The sequence below is a fragment of the Paraperibacillus esterisolvens genome (assembly GCF_046237625.1).
In the GTDB taxonomy this organism is placed as follows: Bacteria; Bacillota; Bacilli; order Bacillales; family DSM-1321; genus Paraperibacillus; species Paraperibacillus esterisolvens.
Genome location: NZ_CP143545.1, coordinates 3,136,329 through 3,152,664, shown reverse-complemented (window position 1 = coordinate 3,152,664; position 16,336 = coordinate 3,136,329). Strand labels below are relative to the sequence as shown.

Below are 16,336 nucleotides of genomic sequence, written 5' to 3'. Positions count from 1 at the left end.
GGTGCCCTATGCTGGATTGATTGAACCCTTGGTAATCAAGTGTTCTTGTGTACTCAATTATTTTTTAGCATGCCCTTTTCCTTCATATAATGGGGTATCCACTATACCTCTGATTTAATCTTGTTAAATAAATTCAAGGGTAATAGCACACCTAAAAAACATTCCTGGCTAAGCTACACTGGAATGATTTTGACAAGAAAAAAATGCCCCTGCTGTTTTAGGCAGTGGGGCAATGTTTTACTCATAATCTCTACTGAATAATTAAGTCATGAAAAAAATCATATCGCTGCTTAATATGCTTAAGTATGTCTTCATCTTGAATTAAATCCGTTGGTAATGAAAAGCACTCACTGTGCCTTACTACGTTAAATTCATCTAGTATTACCTCATCTGAATCTTCTAATTCTACATGACATGAACCACAGCATAACCCTATCAAAAGGTTCTCCCCCTTCAGTAAATTTACTATATTTTACCATTTATAAATTTATGTTGTAAATTCCTTTCTGTATGTCAGAAAAAACATTCCCTACCGTTATTGAAGTGAAACAGGGATTTCCTCTTCACTAAAAAAGATAGGTGGTGATGAAATGACTACTAGAGAGGATTGCATATTCGATGAAGTAGCTGCTGGAGGTACTCTTGAATATTTATTAACAGAGGCTTTTGATTGCAGATGGGTTAGTACACTAAAGCCCACAAATTTTACAGTTCTAATTGCTGCACAACACTTAATGTTGAACGGCAATAATCCACGGCCCACTTTAAAACAGATTTCAGACATATGTGGAGTATCTGAACAGACCGTTAGGAAATCCATACACGAGTTGAAATTATTTGAAGTAGGAGGGAAGAAATTACTGCCAAGCAGTTTTTACTGATACAACCAAATAAAAAGCCTTCGGCTTGTGGCCAGCTTCGCAGTCCACCCATCACAACCTTCTTGCAATAGCAAATAACTAAGGTCTTGTGATTTCTAATATGTAAAAGGTGTAGGCATTTATGCCGTACAGCTTTTAGTATTAGGCGGGTTTATAAAGGGCTGCAGCCCTTATAGGGTTTAGCTATATGGAGGACATTCCTTGACTAGATATAGAGGGACGAAACTATGGTAATCGGTGATAGGGCCATGTAGCCCATAGGTTTGGACCATCTGGGGCAGATACAAAAATCACCCCTAAAAGGCTAAAAAGGGTACAAAAATCACCCCCTGTTTTGCTACGGCTTTATGAAGCTACACTTCCCCCTGCAAAAAAAATTAAAAAAGTGTAACGGAAGGGAAGAGGATTAGCATGCTAAAGCCTTCAAGCAAACCCATTTTGCTGAAAAATGTGGTTATACCTGAAACAGGTGAAATAGTTGAAACAGCTTTTATCCCAAAAGAAGGATATAAGATGGTTCCTATAAGGCAGGCGGAAATGTACCGTAAGAAAGTTGAGGTAAGACAAGAACTAAAGTACTTCAATGAACTAATAGGGGGTTCGTTTACTCTGCATATTGAAGAGGGAGTGAGACACCTATTTAATACCAATAATTTTAGCGATGCCGAGAAGGTCCACATAATGTACCTGGGAAGTTTTGTGAATTATGAGGGACGGTTAATGACTAGAAATAACTTGCCAATGACCAAGGAATTGATAAGAAAGAAAGTCAAAATCAAGAATAAGTCACGCTTTAATGAGTTTTACACCAAGCTACTTTTCTCTGAATACATCAAAGAGTTAGAGGGTGGAGTACTCTGGAATAGTAAACTTTGCTTTAAAGGGTCTCCTATTAGCAAAGGTACTTCTTCTAAGAATACAATTAAGACTTTTGACTTAACCATCCAAAAGCTTTATGAAGAAAACGAGGCAAAATCCCTGTGTATTATTTTTAGAATGTTGCCCTATGTTAATAAGTTTCATAATGTCTTTTGCTTGAATAGGGATGAAATAGATTTTACTCGGTGTAAGCCACTCGGCCTAAAACAAGCAGCAGAACTTCTGGGAGAGGGAGATTACAGAAACTTGAAACAGAAACTTCTAAGATTAAGGATTGGGGATGAATTCATCTTTAGTATCCGCCTTACTGGTTCCTGTACAACAATTATGGTCAATCCTTCTTTAGTGTGGCAATCTCCAAAAGCCCCTACTCCGGCCCTGATGGGTGACTTTAGTTTGGCTAAAGCAAAGCTATTAGAATCTAAACAGAAGTGAACTATGCACAGTATGTAAACAGATTCGATATCTATGCTATTTACTCTTAGGTAAACGGGTGCCGGAAAAATAAGTGGTCCATTTATATGGTGGATGGGCTGCCTTTGAATTATTGAAGTGAGGTGGGAAACTTGAAATATAGCAAGGAAGAGGTAATTAAGCTTTTGGATGCTAAAACCATTTCGGTATTGCTAACAATATACGGAATATCATATAAGCACCTGGCTGCAAGATTTAATATATCGAAGCCAGCAATTAGTTACCATATGAAAAATGATAGTTTCAAAGCCCACGAAAGGGCCATGCTTTTGGAAATTTTCGTTAGCCAGGGTTTGGAAATCCTGGAATTAATACTGATAAATAAAATGATGAACACATCATTGCATAGAAGGGAAAGATAAAGATAATTGAAGAAATGATAATAGAACTAATTGATATATAAATACAAAATGTTATGGATAAGATGCCACAGGGATTAATGCTTATGTTTAATCTTCTTGCTTTATTAAATAGGTTTATCCTAGGGATTTATAACCTTCATTAGGGATGACAATAGATGAAGTATCAATGTTATCAAGTCTTTTAAGGCCTTTGGGAATTGGAAGAAGCAAATAAACCATAATGGGTTGCCGCGGCAGTAGCTGAATTCTCAGAAATTTATCATTAGAGAAAGTGGGGGTATTCAAAGATGAATACAGAGAGGTTAAATATGATTAAAGATTACTATGCAAAACAGGAGAAAGTGAAAGTAGAAATACCGTATGTCATTTCCGAAACAAATAAAGGGAAAGTGATACATCGATTTAATGGTAGGCGTGCTGGATACGATTTTATTAATGGAATAGCTACAGTGGAACGGAAAGACTTACATCTTTTTAGAAAACAATTCCCACATGTAATTATCCACGATGAAGAAGGAGGAGAGTAAGTATGCAAGCAAAAGAAAAAGTTTTGCAATTTGTAGCTGAATACCATGAAAATGTAGCACAGTTAAATGAGAAAATCAGCTATTCCAAACAGGCTATTAGAGATAGTCAACTTGAAATCCAATATATACATGCAAAAGAATTACCGGAAGCTTTGGAAGTGCGAGTTTTAAGTGGTGATAACACCATGGAAGTGAGGTTGAAGAAAAAGGTTAGTAAATTGGAGAAAGAACTACAGGAATACGAAGAAGAACTACTGGTGCTTGAATCTGTACTTCATAGATACAAATATGGTGCCGGTGACAAAGCCAGTGAATTTGAAAAGCTTTATCGAGAGGAAAAGAAGATACTGGAACAGGAGGTTGTAGGCAAGATGATGCGTGCAAAGAAGGAATTTAAAAATGCTATTGAAAAGGAATCGACAACCCTTAGGGAATTAAACAGTGTCGATGTCAAACTTCAAGAGGTGCTTTTTGAAGCTGGAAGAAAGAATGGTGTGTACTCATACATGGAGATTCCAAAGTCCGTTAATCTTTCTACTGATGAATTTAAGAGATTAGTTGTTGGTATGACTTAACTTTTTAAAACACACTAAGTATCCACCCTTTTCTGCGGTGGATATTTTCTTTGAAATTTGATTGACAACTAGTAGTATCAGTTTTATACTACTAGATAGATGGAAGTTAAATACATATTAAGGAGTCATTAGACATGATAGGGATACTAGGAGAAGTTGGTAAGGCACTTATAACGCTACAAAATGAAGGAAAAGTGGTACTTCAGAAAACGGAAGAAGTGTATGTGGATGAGATTCTATACTGTGTTGAGAAGGTATTGACTGACGTAAAGGCCACATATGACGTAGAAGAACTGGAAAAAGATGAAAGAGTTAAAGTGGAATTGATTTAATTGGTCATAAGAGGTAATATAGCACCAATTTATAGTCTGGATATAAACAAATCAGAAAAGTTACTTATGTACATCCTAGAAGAATTAGGTGCAGGTACAAATGAAGTTTCCATTACATTGAAGAAGTTGACACAAATAAGTGGGATGAATAGGTTAACGGTAAATAATTCTTTGAAAGCTGTACACGAAAAAAAACTAATAAGCATCAAAGTTGGAACGGGTACGGCAGCTAACAGGTACAAAATTATTTATCAGTCAAATGTTGATATCCCAGATAATTAGGGTTACAATAGTAGTCGGATACACTGTTTTCAATACGTAGGATAGTTTTATCTTGTTATTGCGTATGGTTTACGGTATAAAGTACGGAAATTGCAGTATTAGCAAGCATTATACTGTCCTATTGATTGATAGCAAAGAGGTACTGTAAGTGAACAGGCCTTCTAAGCCGTCGGTCGGGAGTTCGAATCTCTCCTGGGACGTCATCTAAAAACGCGTTTTATCTACTCTTAGATAAAACGCGTTTTTTGTTGTTTAAGCTCCTAGGTACAGGCAGGTATGTCAGATAGCATACCAGCCATATTTATTTACCTTAATTAGAGTTTGGCGAGTAAATAAATTTAATCGGATAGTAAAATCGCCGATTCGGCTAGTTAAATTAAAAAACGGCGAGTAAATGCTTCATTCCGGCGGGTAAAATGGAAAAAACGGCTTGTAAGTGTTAAAAATCAGCGGGTAATGTCTCCGGGCAGCTGGAAGTTTCCTGTAAAAAATAGACCAAAAGATTCATAGACATACGGAGTATTCCTGACTATTATTATGGAGAATATTGTCACATCCTAGGAGGTTCAGCTTGAAAAAACGACAAAAATTGTATGGCGGCATTTTGGCGGCAATGGTCAGCCTGGCAGGACTTTATGGCGGAGGTTTCGCTAAGCCGGAGGAGGTCCGCGCTGCAGATCCGGTGCATACCTTGACCTTCAGCAATAAGATTCAGCTGAAGACTTTATTTTATCCTTACCGGGACACGGGGGCTGTCTCGAGTACTGCGGCCCGGGGTCTTCAGGGGATCACGCTCGATGGATCCCAGAACATATATCTTACTTATAGCACAGGCGACAAGACACGCTATGGCTATATCTATAAATACAGCAGTTCAAAGAAGCTGCTGAAGGTGAGCAAGCTGCTGACGATTGGCCACGGTCAGGCAATTTCCTATAAGAACGGATATTTATATCAGCTTGCTGATATTAAGGGGCAGACGAATTACTATCTTTATAAAATCAATCCGGCCACACTTACGGTAGTGAGAAAATGGAAAGTCCCTTCAACCATCCATCCAAATGTGATTGCAATGAAGGACAGCAGCACGGCGATCGCTGTGTCGAAATCAGGAGATGGATATGATATCAATAAAATCCATCTTGGCTCAGGTCCTGATGCCACTAGGGACTGGCGTGAAAAAGTGCATATTACGGGAATGATCGGCAAGACAGTCAATAAAGAAATACAGGGATTTGCCATGGGCAATGGCCTTTACTATCTCCTCTCAAACGGAGAATATGCTTCCTTTAAGCCAGACGGGACTTCACTTAAGAGAGTGTCCCTGAATACATCAAGGGAGCCGGAGGGCATTGCTGTAAATAGCATGGGAAAGATCCTTATAACCTTTAATAAGGTGAATGAGGTCTTTATTCAGAGATGACATTCGGCCTGATAGCCTAGTTTACCCCAAAAAATGCGGCAAGTCCTTTAACGGGCGGCCGTATTTTTTATTTGTCATCAATTTGGCTCTGGTAAATGGACCCACATCACAAATAACCGAATCAGCATGGCTGTTACACCGCATCTTAAGACAGGAGCATCAGCTCCAAATCCATTTATTTCGGAGGGAATCCAGATGAATGCCAATCACAGCCAAATGATAAATCAATGCCGGCAAGCAGCCAATCAGCTGATTCAACAAACGCAGCAAAGCAATCAAGTGTACCGCCAGATGCTTCAGCAGGAACAGCAAAACGCTCAAATGCTTCAGCAAATGATGTCACGTGAACAGCAGGCAGCCCACATCATACAGCAATCCCTTCAGGGACATGAACTAGCTATTCAAAAATGCCAACAGATCTTGAATATGTGCAATCAGATTCAGCAGGAACTAAATATGCAAAATCAAACGTATGGCACTGGCTTTCAAACTTCGAACAATCAATTCCAGCAATATCAATAAGCGTTAGGGGAAAGAAGGAAAACTGTACCAGTTTTCCTTCTTTTTATTGATCATTAACTTGTCAGCAAAAGCTTTTTCACTCTCTTTTTAAAATCAGTAATTGAGCCGATCACTTATGTTTTATGCGTTAAAGCGTGGAAGATATTTGAATCCATGAGAAAATATAATATTTTGATATAATATTTTAGGTTTTAGCCACTTCTTATTAGTCGCTTTGGCACGAAAAATCATTATCTTAATCAAAAAATTTTTTTTAAAATTTAAGATTCCTGTTATATCAGTGATGTAAGCGGATACAAATAGATTTATTAGTCTAAATAGTCTAAATATTTTAATAAAAAGGATTGACTCCCTCTTATATAGGGCGTAATATAGTCCACAAATATAACTTGGTCCTGGCGTGAACAGCCGGACCGGCCAAGAAGACGGCCATATGAAAAAGCAATGAAGGGGATAAGTAGTCTATAAGACTAGGCAGGCACAGAGAGCCGGATCAGCTGGAAACCGGTACTGCCCTTAGGATGAACTCACCCCTGAGTGTCAGCTTAAACAGGATTCTCCTCAGTAAAGCTGGCCGGGTGATGCACACCCGTTATCAAAACGGGGAAGCCTGAGGGCTCCCCATGAGCTGCGCGCGGCTTCCGCGCGAACCAGGGTGGTACCGTGGATAAGGTCTTAATGCCTTTTCACCCCTATATCTTCTGCTTTCATGCAGAGAGTATAGGGGTGAAAAGGCTTTTTATTTTTTAAAACAGTAAGGAGGAAGAGAAGTGCAAAAAGCTGTTCTTGCAGAACGTAAAGGCGATGCATTGAAAATAAGCGGTGCAGAGCTGCTGATGCATAGTTTAAAACAGGAGAATGTGGAAGTGATTTTTGGATATCCAGGCGGTGCGGTTCTTCCGATTTATGACAGTCTTTACGATGCAGGAATTCCTCATATACTGGCAAGGCATGAACAAGGTGCAATCCATGCTGCTGAAGGCTATGCACGGATAACAGGCAAGCCGGGAGTCGTCATTGCCACTTCCGGCCCCGGAGCGACAAATATCGTGACTGGGCTCGCGGATGCATTGATTGATTCAATTCCGCTTGTCGTGTTGACCGGCCAGGTTGCCACAGGGGTCATCGGGACAGATGCCTTCCAGGAGGCAGACATACTCGGCATTACCACTCCGATCACCAAGCATAATTACCAGGTAAGGGACCCGAAAGATTTCCCGAGGATCCTGAAGGAGGCCTTTCATATTGCATCCACCGGACGTCCGGGACCCGTGCTGATCGATGTTCCGAAGGATATGGCAGTCCTGGCAGCGGAATTGGATGAAGACCCGGCTGTGAATCTGCCAGGCTATCAGCCTGTTACAACACCTAACTTCCTGCAGACAAAGCGTCTGGCAGAGGAGATTGCAAGAGCTGAAAGGCCGGTCATCCTGGCGGGTGCAGGGGTGCTGATATCCAAAGCGCACGAGGAGCTGAAAAGCTTTGCGGAGCAGTATCAGATCCCGGTGGTGCATACCCTGCTCGGGCTCGGCGGCTTTCCAGCCGACCATCCGCTGTTTGTCGGGATGGCAGGGATGCATGGGGTGTACGCCGCTAATATGGCCCTTTCAAAATGTGACTTACTGATTAATGCAGGCGCGAGATTTGATGACCGGCTTACTGGGAATCTGGCTCATTTCGCACCATATGCTACTGTCGCTCACATTGATATCGACCCGGCGGAAATCGGGAAAAATGTCCATGCTCATATCCCGATAGTCGGGGACGCAAGGGAAGCGCTGAATATGCTGAATGGCCTAGAGGGCGAAAGAGCACAATCAGCCGGGTGGATCCGGCAGCTGCAGGATTGGAACAGCGAATTCCCCCTCCGCTATGAAAGGGATGCATCCAGCTTGAAGCCGCAATATGTTTTTCAATTATTGCATGCAAAGACAAATGGCGATGCCATCCTGACAACAGATGTGGGGCAGCATCAGATGTGGGCCGCCCAATATTACAAATTCAATAAACCGCATGCATGGGTAACCTCAGGCGGGCTTGGAACGATGGGGTTCGGGCTTCCGGCGGCAGTCGGGGCACAGCTGGCGAAGCCGGATGCTGTAGTAGCCGCGGTAGTCGGGGATGGAGGCTTCCAGATGACTCTGCAGGAGCTCGGCATAATTGCCGAACTCGGACTGCCGGTAAAGGTAGTCATCATTAATAACCAGGCCCTCGGCATGGTAAGACAGTGGCAGCAGACATTTTATCAGGAGAGATACTCACACAGCGTGTTCAATTCACAGCCATCCTTCGCAAAACTTGCGGAAGCATATGGCATTAAAGCATATACCATCAAGTCAGAAGCAGAGGCGGAGAAAGTAATGGACGAAGCGTTCGCTTTTGACGGCCCCGTCCTTATGGATTTCCATGTCACGCAGGAAGAAAATGTGTATCCAATGGTCGCTCCGGGGAAGGGGCTCCACGAAATGGAGGGGGTTTAAACCATGAAGGGAATTATAACCCTCACCGTAATGAACCGGCCGGGGGTCTTGAACCGCATTACGAATTTGTTTTCGAAAAGAAGCTATAACATTGAAAGCATCACGGTAGGCAGCTCTGAAAAGCCGGATATCTCAAGGATCACAGTCGTGGTCCAGGTGGAAAATGAAAAAGAAATCGAACAAATGACAAAACAGCTGAACAAGCAGATTGATATCATTAAGGTCAATGACATCACAAACCAGTCCATAGTAGCCCGGGAACTGGCGCTCATCAAAGTTTCATCCTCCACGGGCACCCGGGCAGAAATTTACTCATTGATTGAGCCGTTCAGGGGTTCTGTGGTTGATGTAAGCAGGGATAGCCTGGTGATTCAGATTACAGGCGAATCCGGAAAGATTGATGCCTTTATCGAGCTGCTCAAGCCCTATGGCATTAAAGAGCTTGCCCGGACTGGGACTACGGCTTTTCAAAGGGGAACACAGAAGATCCAGCCTGCAGGCAGAAACGCTTCAATTGTATAAAAATAACCACTAATAAGGGAGAGATTGAGATGGCTAAAATGTATTACAATGGGGACGCAAATAAGGAATATCTAAACAATAAAAGGATCGCTGTAATCGGATACGGCTCACAGGGCCATGCACATGCACAAAACCTTCGGGATTCAGGCTTTGAAGTGATCATCGGGCTGCGAAGGGGCGGGTCCTGGGAAAAAGCAGAAAGCGATGGCTTTGAAGTATACAGTGTCAAAGAAGCGGCTGAGCAGGCAGATGTGGTCATGATCCTGCTTCCTGATGAAAAGCAGACCAAAGTGTACGGGGAAGAAATCGAGCCGGTGCTCCGCGCGGGACAATCACTGATGTTTGCTCATGGATTCAATGTTCACTTCCATCAGATCGTGCCGCCGGCTGGCGTGGATGTGCTGCTGGTAGCGCCGAAGGGTCCGGGGCATCTCGTGAGGCGCACATATGAAGAAGGTGCAGGAGTTCCGGCTCTTTTTGCCATCCATCAGGATGTGAGCGGTGAAGCGCGTGAGCTTGCACTTGCTTACGCATACGGCATCGGTTCCCTGCGTGCCGGAGGACTCGAGACTACATTTAAGGAAGAAACAGAAACAGATCTATTTGGAGAACAAGCGGTGCTATGCGGGGGGCTGACGTCTTTAGTGAAGGCCGGGTTTGAAACTCTTACAGAAGCAGGCTATCAGCCGGAACTTGCCTATTTTGAATGTCTACATGAGCTGAAGCTGATTGTGGACCTGATGTATGAGGGAGGACTTGAGGGAATGAGATATTCCATCTCCGATACCGCTCAATGGGGTGATTTTGTTTCCGGTCCAAGAGTTGTAAACGAAGATGTGAAAAAGGAAATGAAAAATGTGTTAACAGATATCCAGGAAGGAAGGTTTGCTAAAGGCTGGATCCTTGAGAACCAGGCTAACCGTCCAGTATTCAATGCCGTCAATGCAGCTGAAAGTGAGCATCCGATTGAAAAGGTCGGCCGTGAGTTAAGGGCGATGATGCCATTTGTAAGGCGTAATGGTTCTAAGAAGAAAGAAGTGGCTGCCATTGCGGAAAATTAATATATTCGACACAACTCTCAGAGATGGAGAACAGTCAGCCGGCGTAAATCTGAATTTTTCAGAAAAGATAGAAATTGCAAGGCAGCTGGAGAGGCTCGGCATCGATATAATGGAAGCCGGCTTTCCTGCCGCTTCGAAAGGGGACTTCGCTTCAGTAGCGGAGATTGCCCGCATCATTAAAGAGTGTTCAGTTACCGGGCTGGCAAGGTCGGTTCAAAGTGATATGGATGCCGCCTGGGAGGCCTTAAAGCATGGGGCAGAACCAAGGCTTCATGTCTTCATAGCCACCTCCCCGATTCACAGGCAGTTCAAGCTGAAGCAGTCAAAGGAAGAGGTTGTCGAGACTGCGGTACGGGCGGTGGAATATGCCGCTGCAAAGTTTCCGGTTGTTCAGTGGTCCGCAGAGGATGCATGCCGGACTGAACTGGATTATCTTGCCCATATAGTGGAGAAAGTGATTCTGGCGGGAGCGAGAGTGATCAATATTCCTGATACCGTCGGGTATATAACTCCAGTTGAGTATGGTGCGATCTTCCAATACTTAAAAGAAAATGTCCCTTCCATCCATAAAGTTAAACTTTCAGCACATTGCCATGATGATCTTGGGATGGCTGTGGCAAACTCCCTTGCAGCTGTAGAAGCGGGGGCGGATCAGATTGAAGGGACAATCAATGGAATCGGAGAGCGTGCAGGAAATGCGGCCCTTGAGGTCGTAGGAGCAGCCCTTCATACCAGGAGCAGCCACTATCTTGCTGAAACCTCCATGAATCTTAAGGAAATCAAGAGGACGAGTGACCTTGTCAGCAGGCTGACGGGTATGATCGTTCCACCCAATAAAGCGGTGGTCGGGAGAAATGCCTTTGCACATGAGTCGGGCATCCATCAGGATGGCGTGCTGAAGGAAAAATCCACGTACGAAATCATTTCGCCTGAGCTCGTGGGTGTATCGGAAAATTCAATGGTGCTCGGCAAACACTCGGGACGCCATGCTTTCAAAAACAGGCTCGCCCAGCTGGGGCTGTCGGTGTCCGAGGAGGAGGCCAATAGATTATTCGTCACCTTCAAGGCCCTGGCAGATAAGAAGAAAGAAATGACGGATGATGATCTGGCAGCCCTGGTGCTTGAAGAAACCTTGAATAAGGAAGAAAACTTCTTCCAGCTGGATTCCATCCAGGTCTCTTATGGCACTAGCCAGGTGCCGACAGCAACCGTTTCCCTGAAGGGAATTCAAAATGAAAACATTCAGCAGGCCGCAACAGGGGCTGGAAGCATAGAAGCCCTGTATAACACGCTTGAAAAATGCATAGAAGGCGGAGTCCATCTGCTGGATTACAGGATTCAATCCGTAGGGGCCGGCAGGGATGCGCTTGCCCAGGTGTTTGTGAAGATGAAATACAGAGGCCAGGAAACAAGCGGGCGCGGGCTGGCACAGGATGTGCTGGAAGCCTCGGCGAAAGCCTATTTGAACGCGGTAAACAGAGTGATCTTTGTACAGGAAAGAGCAGCTGTACTGAACGCATAAGCATATCAGAAAGGGGATGCCATGATGGAAAAGAAAATAGCGGTACTGCCGGGTGACGGAATTGGGAAAGAAGTGACAGAGGGAGCCGCAAGCGTCCTCACTGCGGTTGCAGAGAGGTTTGGCCACCATTTTCATTTTCAATATGGATTGATCGGAGGAGCGGCGATTGATGAAACAGGACATCCGCTCCCGGATGAAACCATCACTCTGTGCACGGAAAGCGACGCAGTCCTTTTAGGGGCAGTGGGGGGGCCGAAGTGGGACGCCCAGCCTCCGGAGAATCGCCCTGAAAGAGGGCTGCTTGCCATCAGGAAGCATCTGGAGCTGTATGCTAATCTGCGTCCGATCTCTTTTCATGAAAGCCTGAGTGAGGCATCCCCGCTGCGCCGGGAGGTCATCCAGGATGCTGACTTCGTGATTGTCAGGGAATTGACTGGCGGCCTGTATTTTGGCAAGCCGAGCCAGCGGATAACGGGGGGAGGCCAGGACTCTGCTGTGGATACGCTCCATTACCACAGATACGAAATCAAGAGGATCCTGGAGCTTGCCTTCCAGATGGCAGAAAAGCGCAGAGGGAAGGTAACATCGGTTGATAAAGCCAATGTCCTCGAATCCAGCAGGCTTTGGAGGGAAGTGGCTGAGGAAACAGCAGGGAAATACCCGTCGGTAACTCTTGAACATATGCTGGTGGACAATGCGGCGATGCAGCTAATTAAGAACCCCCGCCAATTTGATGTGCTGGTGACAGAGAATATGTTCGGGGATATTTTAAGCGATGAAGCGTCTGTTCTTACAGGATCCTTAGGGATGCTGCCATCGGCAAGCATTTCGGTGAACGGGCCCCACCTCTATGAACCAATCCATGGATCGGCACCTGACATAGCCGGGCAGGATAAAGCCAATCCGATCGCTGCCATCCTTTCAGCGGCATCGATGCTCCGCACGAGCTTTGGCCTTAAACAGGAAGCTGAGGCTGTAGAGGCGGCGGTGCGTGAAGTGCTTGCCGCAGGATTCAGGACAGCCGACATAGCAGGAGAACGGAGAGATGTTTCCACAACCGCCCAGATGACAGAAGAAATCAGGAATGCCATCCTTGGGCATGAAGCCATAAGCCAGATCATGGATTGTTATGCATAACGGGATAAAAGGGGAGCTGCTCCCCTTTTTATTTAATATAGGCTCTTTTCTAAAATGCATGAAATTGATGAGAAATATTACATTATTCTAGCAGGTTAATTGGAGCGGAAAGTGCGAGACTCCTGATACGGCTGCGAACGGTGCCCTTCCGAGTCATAGTCAAGCTGTCCATGGGAAGAAGAATGCTTCCCACGGCCCGTCCGCCTTTTGCTGGGCTTACGCATTAGCGCGACTAACTTCTTACAACGCTTGGGCCAGTCAATCAGTAAATCGCTGCTTTTCAAAAGTGGGACGGGCGGTGAGCCTCCTCAGCTTCGCCTCCGGGGTCTCACCCGCTGCTCCCAGAAAGGCGGAGAACGGTGCTTTTCAAACGGAATAATTGTGGAATGCGAGCGCCTGCAGCGGAGATTGACTCTCCTGTCCAATAGCCAGAACGTATATAAAAACAGCCTTAATATTTAGAACCTTAGGGGGATGAAATAGTATGGGGAAATCAATTATCGATAAAATATGGGATACCCATAAAGTGGTACAGGAGGAAGGCAAGCCCGATCTTTTGTATATTGATCTGCACTATATCCATGAAGTAACATCGCCGCAGGCCTTTGAAGGTCTCCGCTTGAAGGGCAGGACGGTCAGGCGGCCACATCGTACATTTGCAACTATGGACCATAATGTCCCCACTTATAATAGATATTTCATTCAGGATGAAATCGCCAAGAACCAGCTGGATGCCCTTGCGGCAAACTGCCGGGAATTCGGCATCAGGCTGGCCGACCTTGACAGCGAGGACCAGGGCATCATCCATGTGATCGGGCCTGAGCTGGGTCTTACAGCACCGGGAATGACGATTGTCTGCGGAGACAGCCATACTTCAACACACGGGGCCTTTGGAGCCCTGGCCTTCGGGATTGGAACAAGTGAGGTAGAGCATGCTCTGGCGACCCAGACGCTCTGGCAGGGGCGGCCGAAGACGCTGAAGCTGGAAGTCTCAGGAAGGCTTCAGGATGGAGTCACGGCAAAGGATGTGATTTTATATATCATTTCCAAGTTTGGGGTTACCTTCGGTAACGGACACGTTATTGAATATTGCGGCGAAGTGATCGAGTCCATGTCGATGGAAGAGCGCATGACGATCTGCAATATGTCCATCGAGGGCGGCGCACGTGCTGGACTTGTGAGTCCGGATGAGACCACCTTCTCTTATATGAAGGGGAGGAAATATGCGCCGCGGGGAGAAGCGTTTGAAGAAATGGCCAGGAAGTGGGCAGAGCTTGCAAGCGATCCTGATGCCGCATACGATAAAGTTCTTGTGGTCGATGGGGCTGAGATTTCCCCGATGGTGAGCTGGGGAACGAACCCGGGGATGTGCAGCCCGGTGGACGGCCGGATTCCAACCTATGAAGAAACTCTTACAGCAGGGGATAAAAAGTCCCTGACAGGGGCCCTTCAATATATGGGTCTTGAAGCAGGAATGAAAATGGAGGATATCGAGGTTCAGCATGTATTCATCGGCTCCTGCACCAATTCACGCCTCGAGGATCTGCGGGCAGCCGCTTCCTGGACTAAGGGAAAAAAGGTCAAGCAGGGTGTCCGGGCAATGGTCGTCCCAGGCTCTCAGCGGGTTAAGAGGCAGGCAGAAGAGGAGGGGCTGCACCATATTTTCCTGGAAGCTGGATTTGAATGGCGTGATTCCGGCTGCAGCATGTGCCTCAGCATGAATCCGGATGCAGTCCCAGCCGGGGAGCACTGTGCTTCCACATCGAACCGCAACTTTGAGGGAAGGCAGGGTGCCGGTGCAAGGACTCATCTCGTCAGTCCGGCCATGGCAGCGGCGGCCGCAGTGTTTGGAAGATTCGTAGATATCAGGGAAGAAAAATATAAAAAGGATGAATCATTGATTTCTCGATGATTGAATCCAGATAGGGAGATGGCATATGAAACCTATTACTACATTGACAGGCCGCGCGGCTGTCCTCGACAGGGCGAATGTGGATACTGACCAGATCATTCCGAAGCAGTTTTTAAAAAGAATCGAGCGGACGGGGTTTGGGCAATTTCTCTTCTATAACTGGCGCTTTGATGAACATGGCAGAGAGCGTCCTGATTTTGAACTGAACCAGCAGGAAAACAAGGGAGCTTCCATACTTCTTGCAGGTGAGAATTTCGGCTGTGGTTCATCGAGGGAACATGCTCCCTGGTCTTTGCTGGATTATGGATTCAGAGTCGTAATCGCCCCATCATTCGCCGATATCTTTTATCAGAATTGCTTCAAAAATGGCATCCTTCCCATCCGCTTGAAGAGTGAAGAAGCAGAGAAGCTGATGCACCTGGTCCAAAATGGGAGCAGAGAAGTATCAGTTGACCTGCCGGCCCAGAAAGTGAAATCTGGGGATGAATTTCAGGCCGAATTCGACATCCATCCATATTGGAAGGAACTGCTTGTGAATGGGTGGGATGAAATCTCCATCACTCTGAGGTATGAAAAAGAAATCACTGCCTTTGAGGACAGGACGGCCGGTTAGATAGTGCGCCATAAATGAAAACATGGGTATTTTACGAGCATCACAACAATATGAAGATGTATTAAAAAGCTGTATAGGACCTTCATCGCCTGAATGAATGTCCTAATTCCAGCTTAATAATGGAGTCTTGGCCGTTCATCGCTTGAATGAATGCCCTGACTCCTTTTTAGCAGTGGGAGTTAGACCATTCGAACGTTAGGTTCTTTCCTGCCTGTAAAAATTACTCTTTTTTATCTTTCAGGATAATAAACGATCATGCTCAATGTTGTTGTTTTCCTTCCAGGATTCCAGTACGAATGGGGATGATCTGCCTTGAATTTAATAGAATCGCCAGTTTGCAGCATATATTGCTCATCATTGATGGAGAGGCTTAATGTCCCATTGAACACCGTTATGCATTCAATGGCACCTGAATGATGAGGGTCTGCCTCCAGCTTGGCGGATGGCTCCATTTCCACGGAATACATTTCAAAGGGCTTATGGTCCTCAAAATTAAAGTAGGGATATAGATGATATTTCCCGTCATCTTCTACTAAAGGATTCATATTTTCCCTCCTGACAATCTCGGCATCCGGCAATTCCGCTTTCATCAAAGAAGTAAATGGCACCTTAAGTCCATTAGCTATTTTCCATAAGGTAGTTATGGTTGGATTGGATTCTTCTTTTTCAATTTGCCGCAAAAGGCTTTTGCTTACTCCTGTCATGCCTGATAGATCATCCAAACTTAATTTTCTTTTACCCCTCAGGCTTCTTAGATTACTTGAGATGACTCCTTGAATTTTTTCCATAATATAAAAACCTCCACTTGATCACTATAGTGTACATATCGTAC

17 protein-coding genes are annotated in these 16,336 nt (G+C 45.1%); 16 read left to right on the top strand and 1 reads right to left on the bottom strand.

Translation table 11 applies throughout. From position 1 onward, the window contains the following. Window positions 1-590: 590 nt before the first annotated feature. The 16 genes from V1501_RS15955 to leuD all read left to right on the top strand — a co-directional run bounded on the left by V1501_RS15955 (window position 591) and on the right by leuD (window position 15,504). The gene (locus V1501_RS15955; RefSeq protein WP_409289637.1) at window positions 591-881 is read left to right on the top strand and encodes a hypothetical protein; all 291 of its coding nucleotides are present in this window, start codon (window positions 591-593) and stop codon (window positions 879-881) included. A gap of 411 nt (window positions 882-1,292) precedes the next feature. Beyond that, complete coding sequence (locus V1501_RS15950; RefSeq protein ID WP_409289635.1) at window positions 1,293-2,195, top strand: hypothetical protein; 903 nt, start codon at window positions 1,293-1,295, stop codon at window positions 2,193-2,195. Between the two features lie 131 nt (window positions 2,196-2,326). Next, window positions 2,327-2,596, top strand: coding sequence for a hypothetical protein (locus tag V1501_RS15945; RefSeq protein WP_409289633.1), 270 nt, complete (start codon window positions 2,327-2,329; stop codon window positions 2,594-2,596). Between the two features lie 287 nt (window positions 2,597-2,883). Beyond that, on the top strand, window positions 2,884-3,123 hold the full coding sequence (locus tag V1501_RS15940) for a hypothetical protein (RefSeq protein WP_409289631.1): 240 nt from the start codon (window positions 2,884-2,886) through the stop codon (window positions 3,121-3,123). A gap of 2 nt (window positions 3,124-3,125) precedes the next feature. Next, window positions 3,126-3,698: a hypothetical protein gene (locus tag V1501_RS15935; RefSeq protein WP_409289629.1), complete on the top strand. Its 573-nt coding sequence runs from the start codon at window positions 3,126-3,128 to the stop codon at window positions 3,696-3,698. Window positions 3,699-3,832: 134 nt separating this feature from the next. Beyond that, window positions 3,833-4,030: a hypothetical protein gene (locus V1501_RS15930; RefSeq protein ID WP_409289627.1), complete on the top strand. Its 198-nt coding sequence runs from the start codon at window positions 3,833-3,835 to the stop codon at window positions 4,028-4,030. Beyond that, window positions 4,031-4,312, top strand: coding sequence for a hypothetical protein (locus V1501_RS15925; protein ID WP_409289625.1), 282 nt, complete (start codon window positions 4,031-4,033; stop codon window positions 4,310-4,312). A 571-nt stretch (window positions 4,313-4,883) separates the two neighbouring features. Next, complete coding sequence (locus tag V1501_RS15920; protein WP_409289624.1) at window positions 4,884-5,735, top strand: hypothetical protein; 852 nt, start codon at window positions 4,884-4,886, stop codon at window positions 5,733-5,735. Window positions 5,736-5,930: 195 nt separating this feature from the next. Further along, window positions 5,931-6,257, top strand: a complete 327-nt coding sequence (locus tag V1501_RS15915) for a hypothetical protein (protein WP_409289623.1) — start codon at window positions 5,931-5,933, stop codon at window positions 6,255-6,257. A gap of 770 nt (window positions 6,258-7,027) precedes the next feature. Beyond that, a complete protein-coding gene (ilvB, locus tag V1501_RS15910; protein ID WP_409289621.1) occupies window positions 7,028-8,737 on the top strand; it encodes an acetolactate synthase large subunit in 1,710 nt (569 codons plus the stop codon). Between the two features lie 3 nt (window positions 8,738-8,740). After that, window positions 8,741-9,259 (top strand): acetolactate synthase small subunit, encoded by a 519-nt coding sequence (ilvN, locus tag V1501_RS15905; RefSeq protein WP_409289620.1) that lies wholly within the window; start codon window positions 8,741-8,743, stop codon window positions 9,257-9,259. Window positions 9,260-9,288: 29 nt separating this feature from the next. Then, a complete protein-coding gene (ilvC, locus tag V1501_RS15900; RefSeq protein WP_409289618.1) occupies window positions 9,289-10,320 on the top strand; it encodes a ketol-acid reductoisomerase in 1,032 nt (343 codons plus the stop codon). Then, window positions 10,307-11,842: a 2-isopropylmalate synthase gene (locus V1501_RS15895; protein WP_409289617.1), complete on the top strand. Its 1,536-nt coding sequence runs from the start codon at window positions 10,307-10,309 to the stop codon at window positions 11,840-11,842. The genes ilvC and V1501_RS15895 overlap by 14 nt, the downstream gene beginning before the upstream one ends. Before the next feature lie 24 nt (window positions 11,843-11,866). Beyond that, complete coding sequence (gene leuB, locus V1501_RS15890) at window positions 11,867-12,979, top strand: 3-isopropylmalate dehydrogenase (protein WP_409293407.1); 1,113 nt, start codon at window positions 11,867-11,869, stop codon at window positions 12,977-12,979. A gap of 484 nt (window positions 12,980-13,463) precedes the next feature. After that, window positions 13,464-14,891: a 3-isopropylmalate dehydratase large subunit gene (leuC, locus tag V1501_RS15885; protein WP_409289615.1), complete on the top strand. Its 1,428-nt coding sequence runs from the start codon at window positions 13,464-13,466 to the stop codon at window positions 14,889-14,891. Between the two features lie 25 nt (window positions 14,892-14,916). Continuing rightward, window positions 14,917-15,504 carry a 3-isopropylmalate dehydratase small subunit gene (gene leuD, locus V1501_RS15880; RefSeq protein ID WP_409289614.1) on the top strand — a complete coding sequence of 196 codons (588 nt, stop codon included), beginning with the start codon at window positions 14,917-14,919 and terminating at the stop codon, window positions 15,502-15,504. A 230-nt stretch (window positions 15,505-15,734) separates the two neighbouring features. Here the strand turns inward: leuD and V1501_RS15875 are convergent, their stop codons facing one another. Then, the gene (locus tag V1501_RS15875; protein WP_409289612.1) at window positions 15,735-16,292 is read right to left on the bottom strand and encodes a helix-turn-helix domain-containing protein; all 558 of its coding nucleotides are present in this window, start codon (window positions 16,290-16,292) and stop codon (window positions 15,735-15,737) included. Window positions 16,293-16,336: the final 44 nt, after the last annotated feature.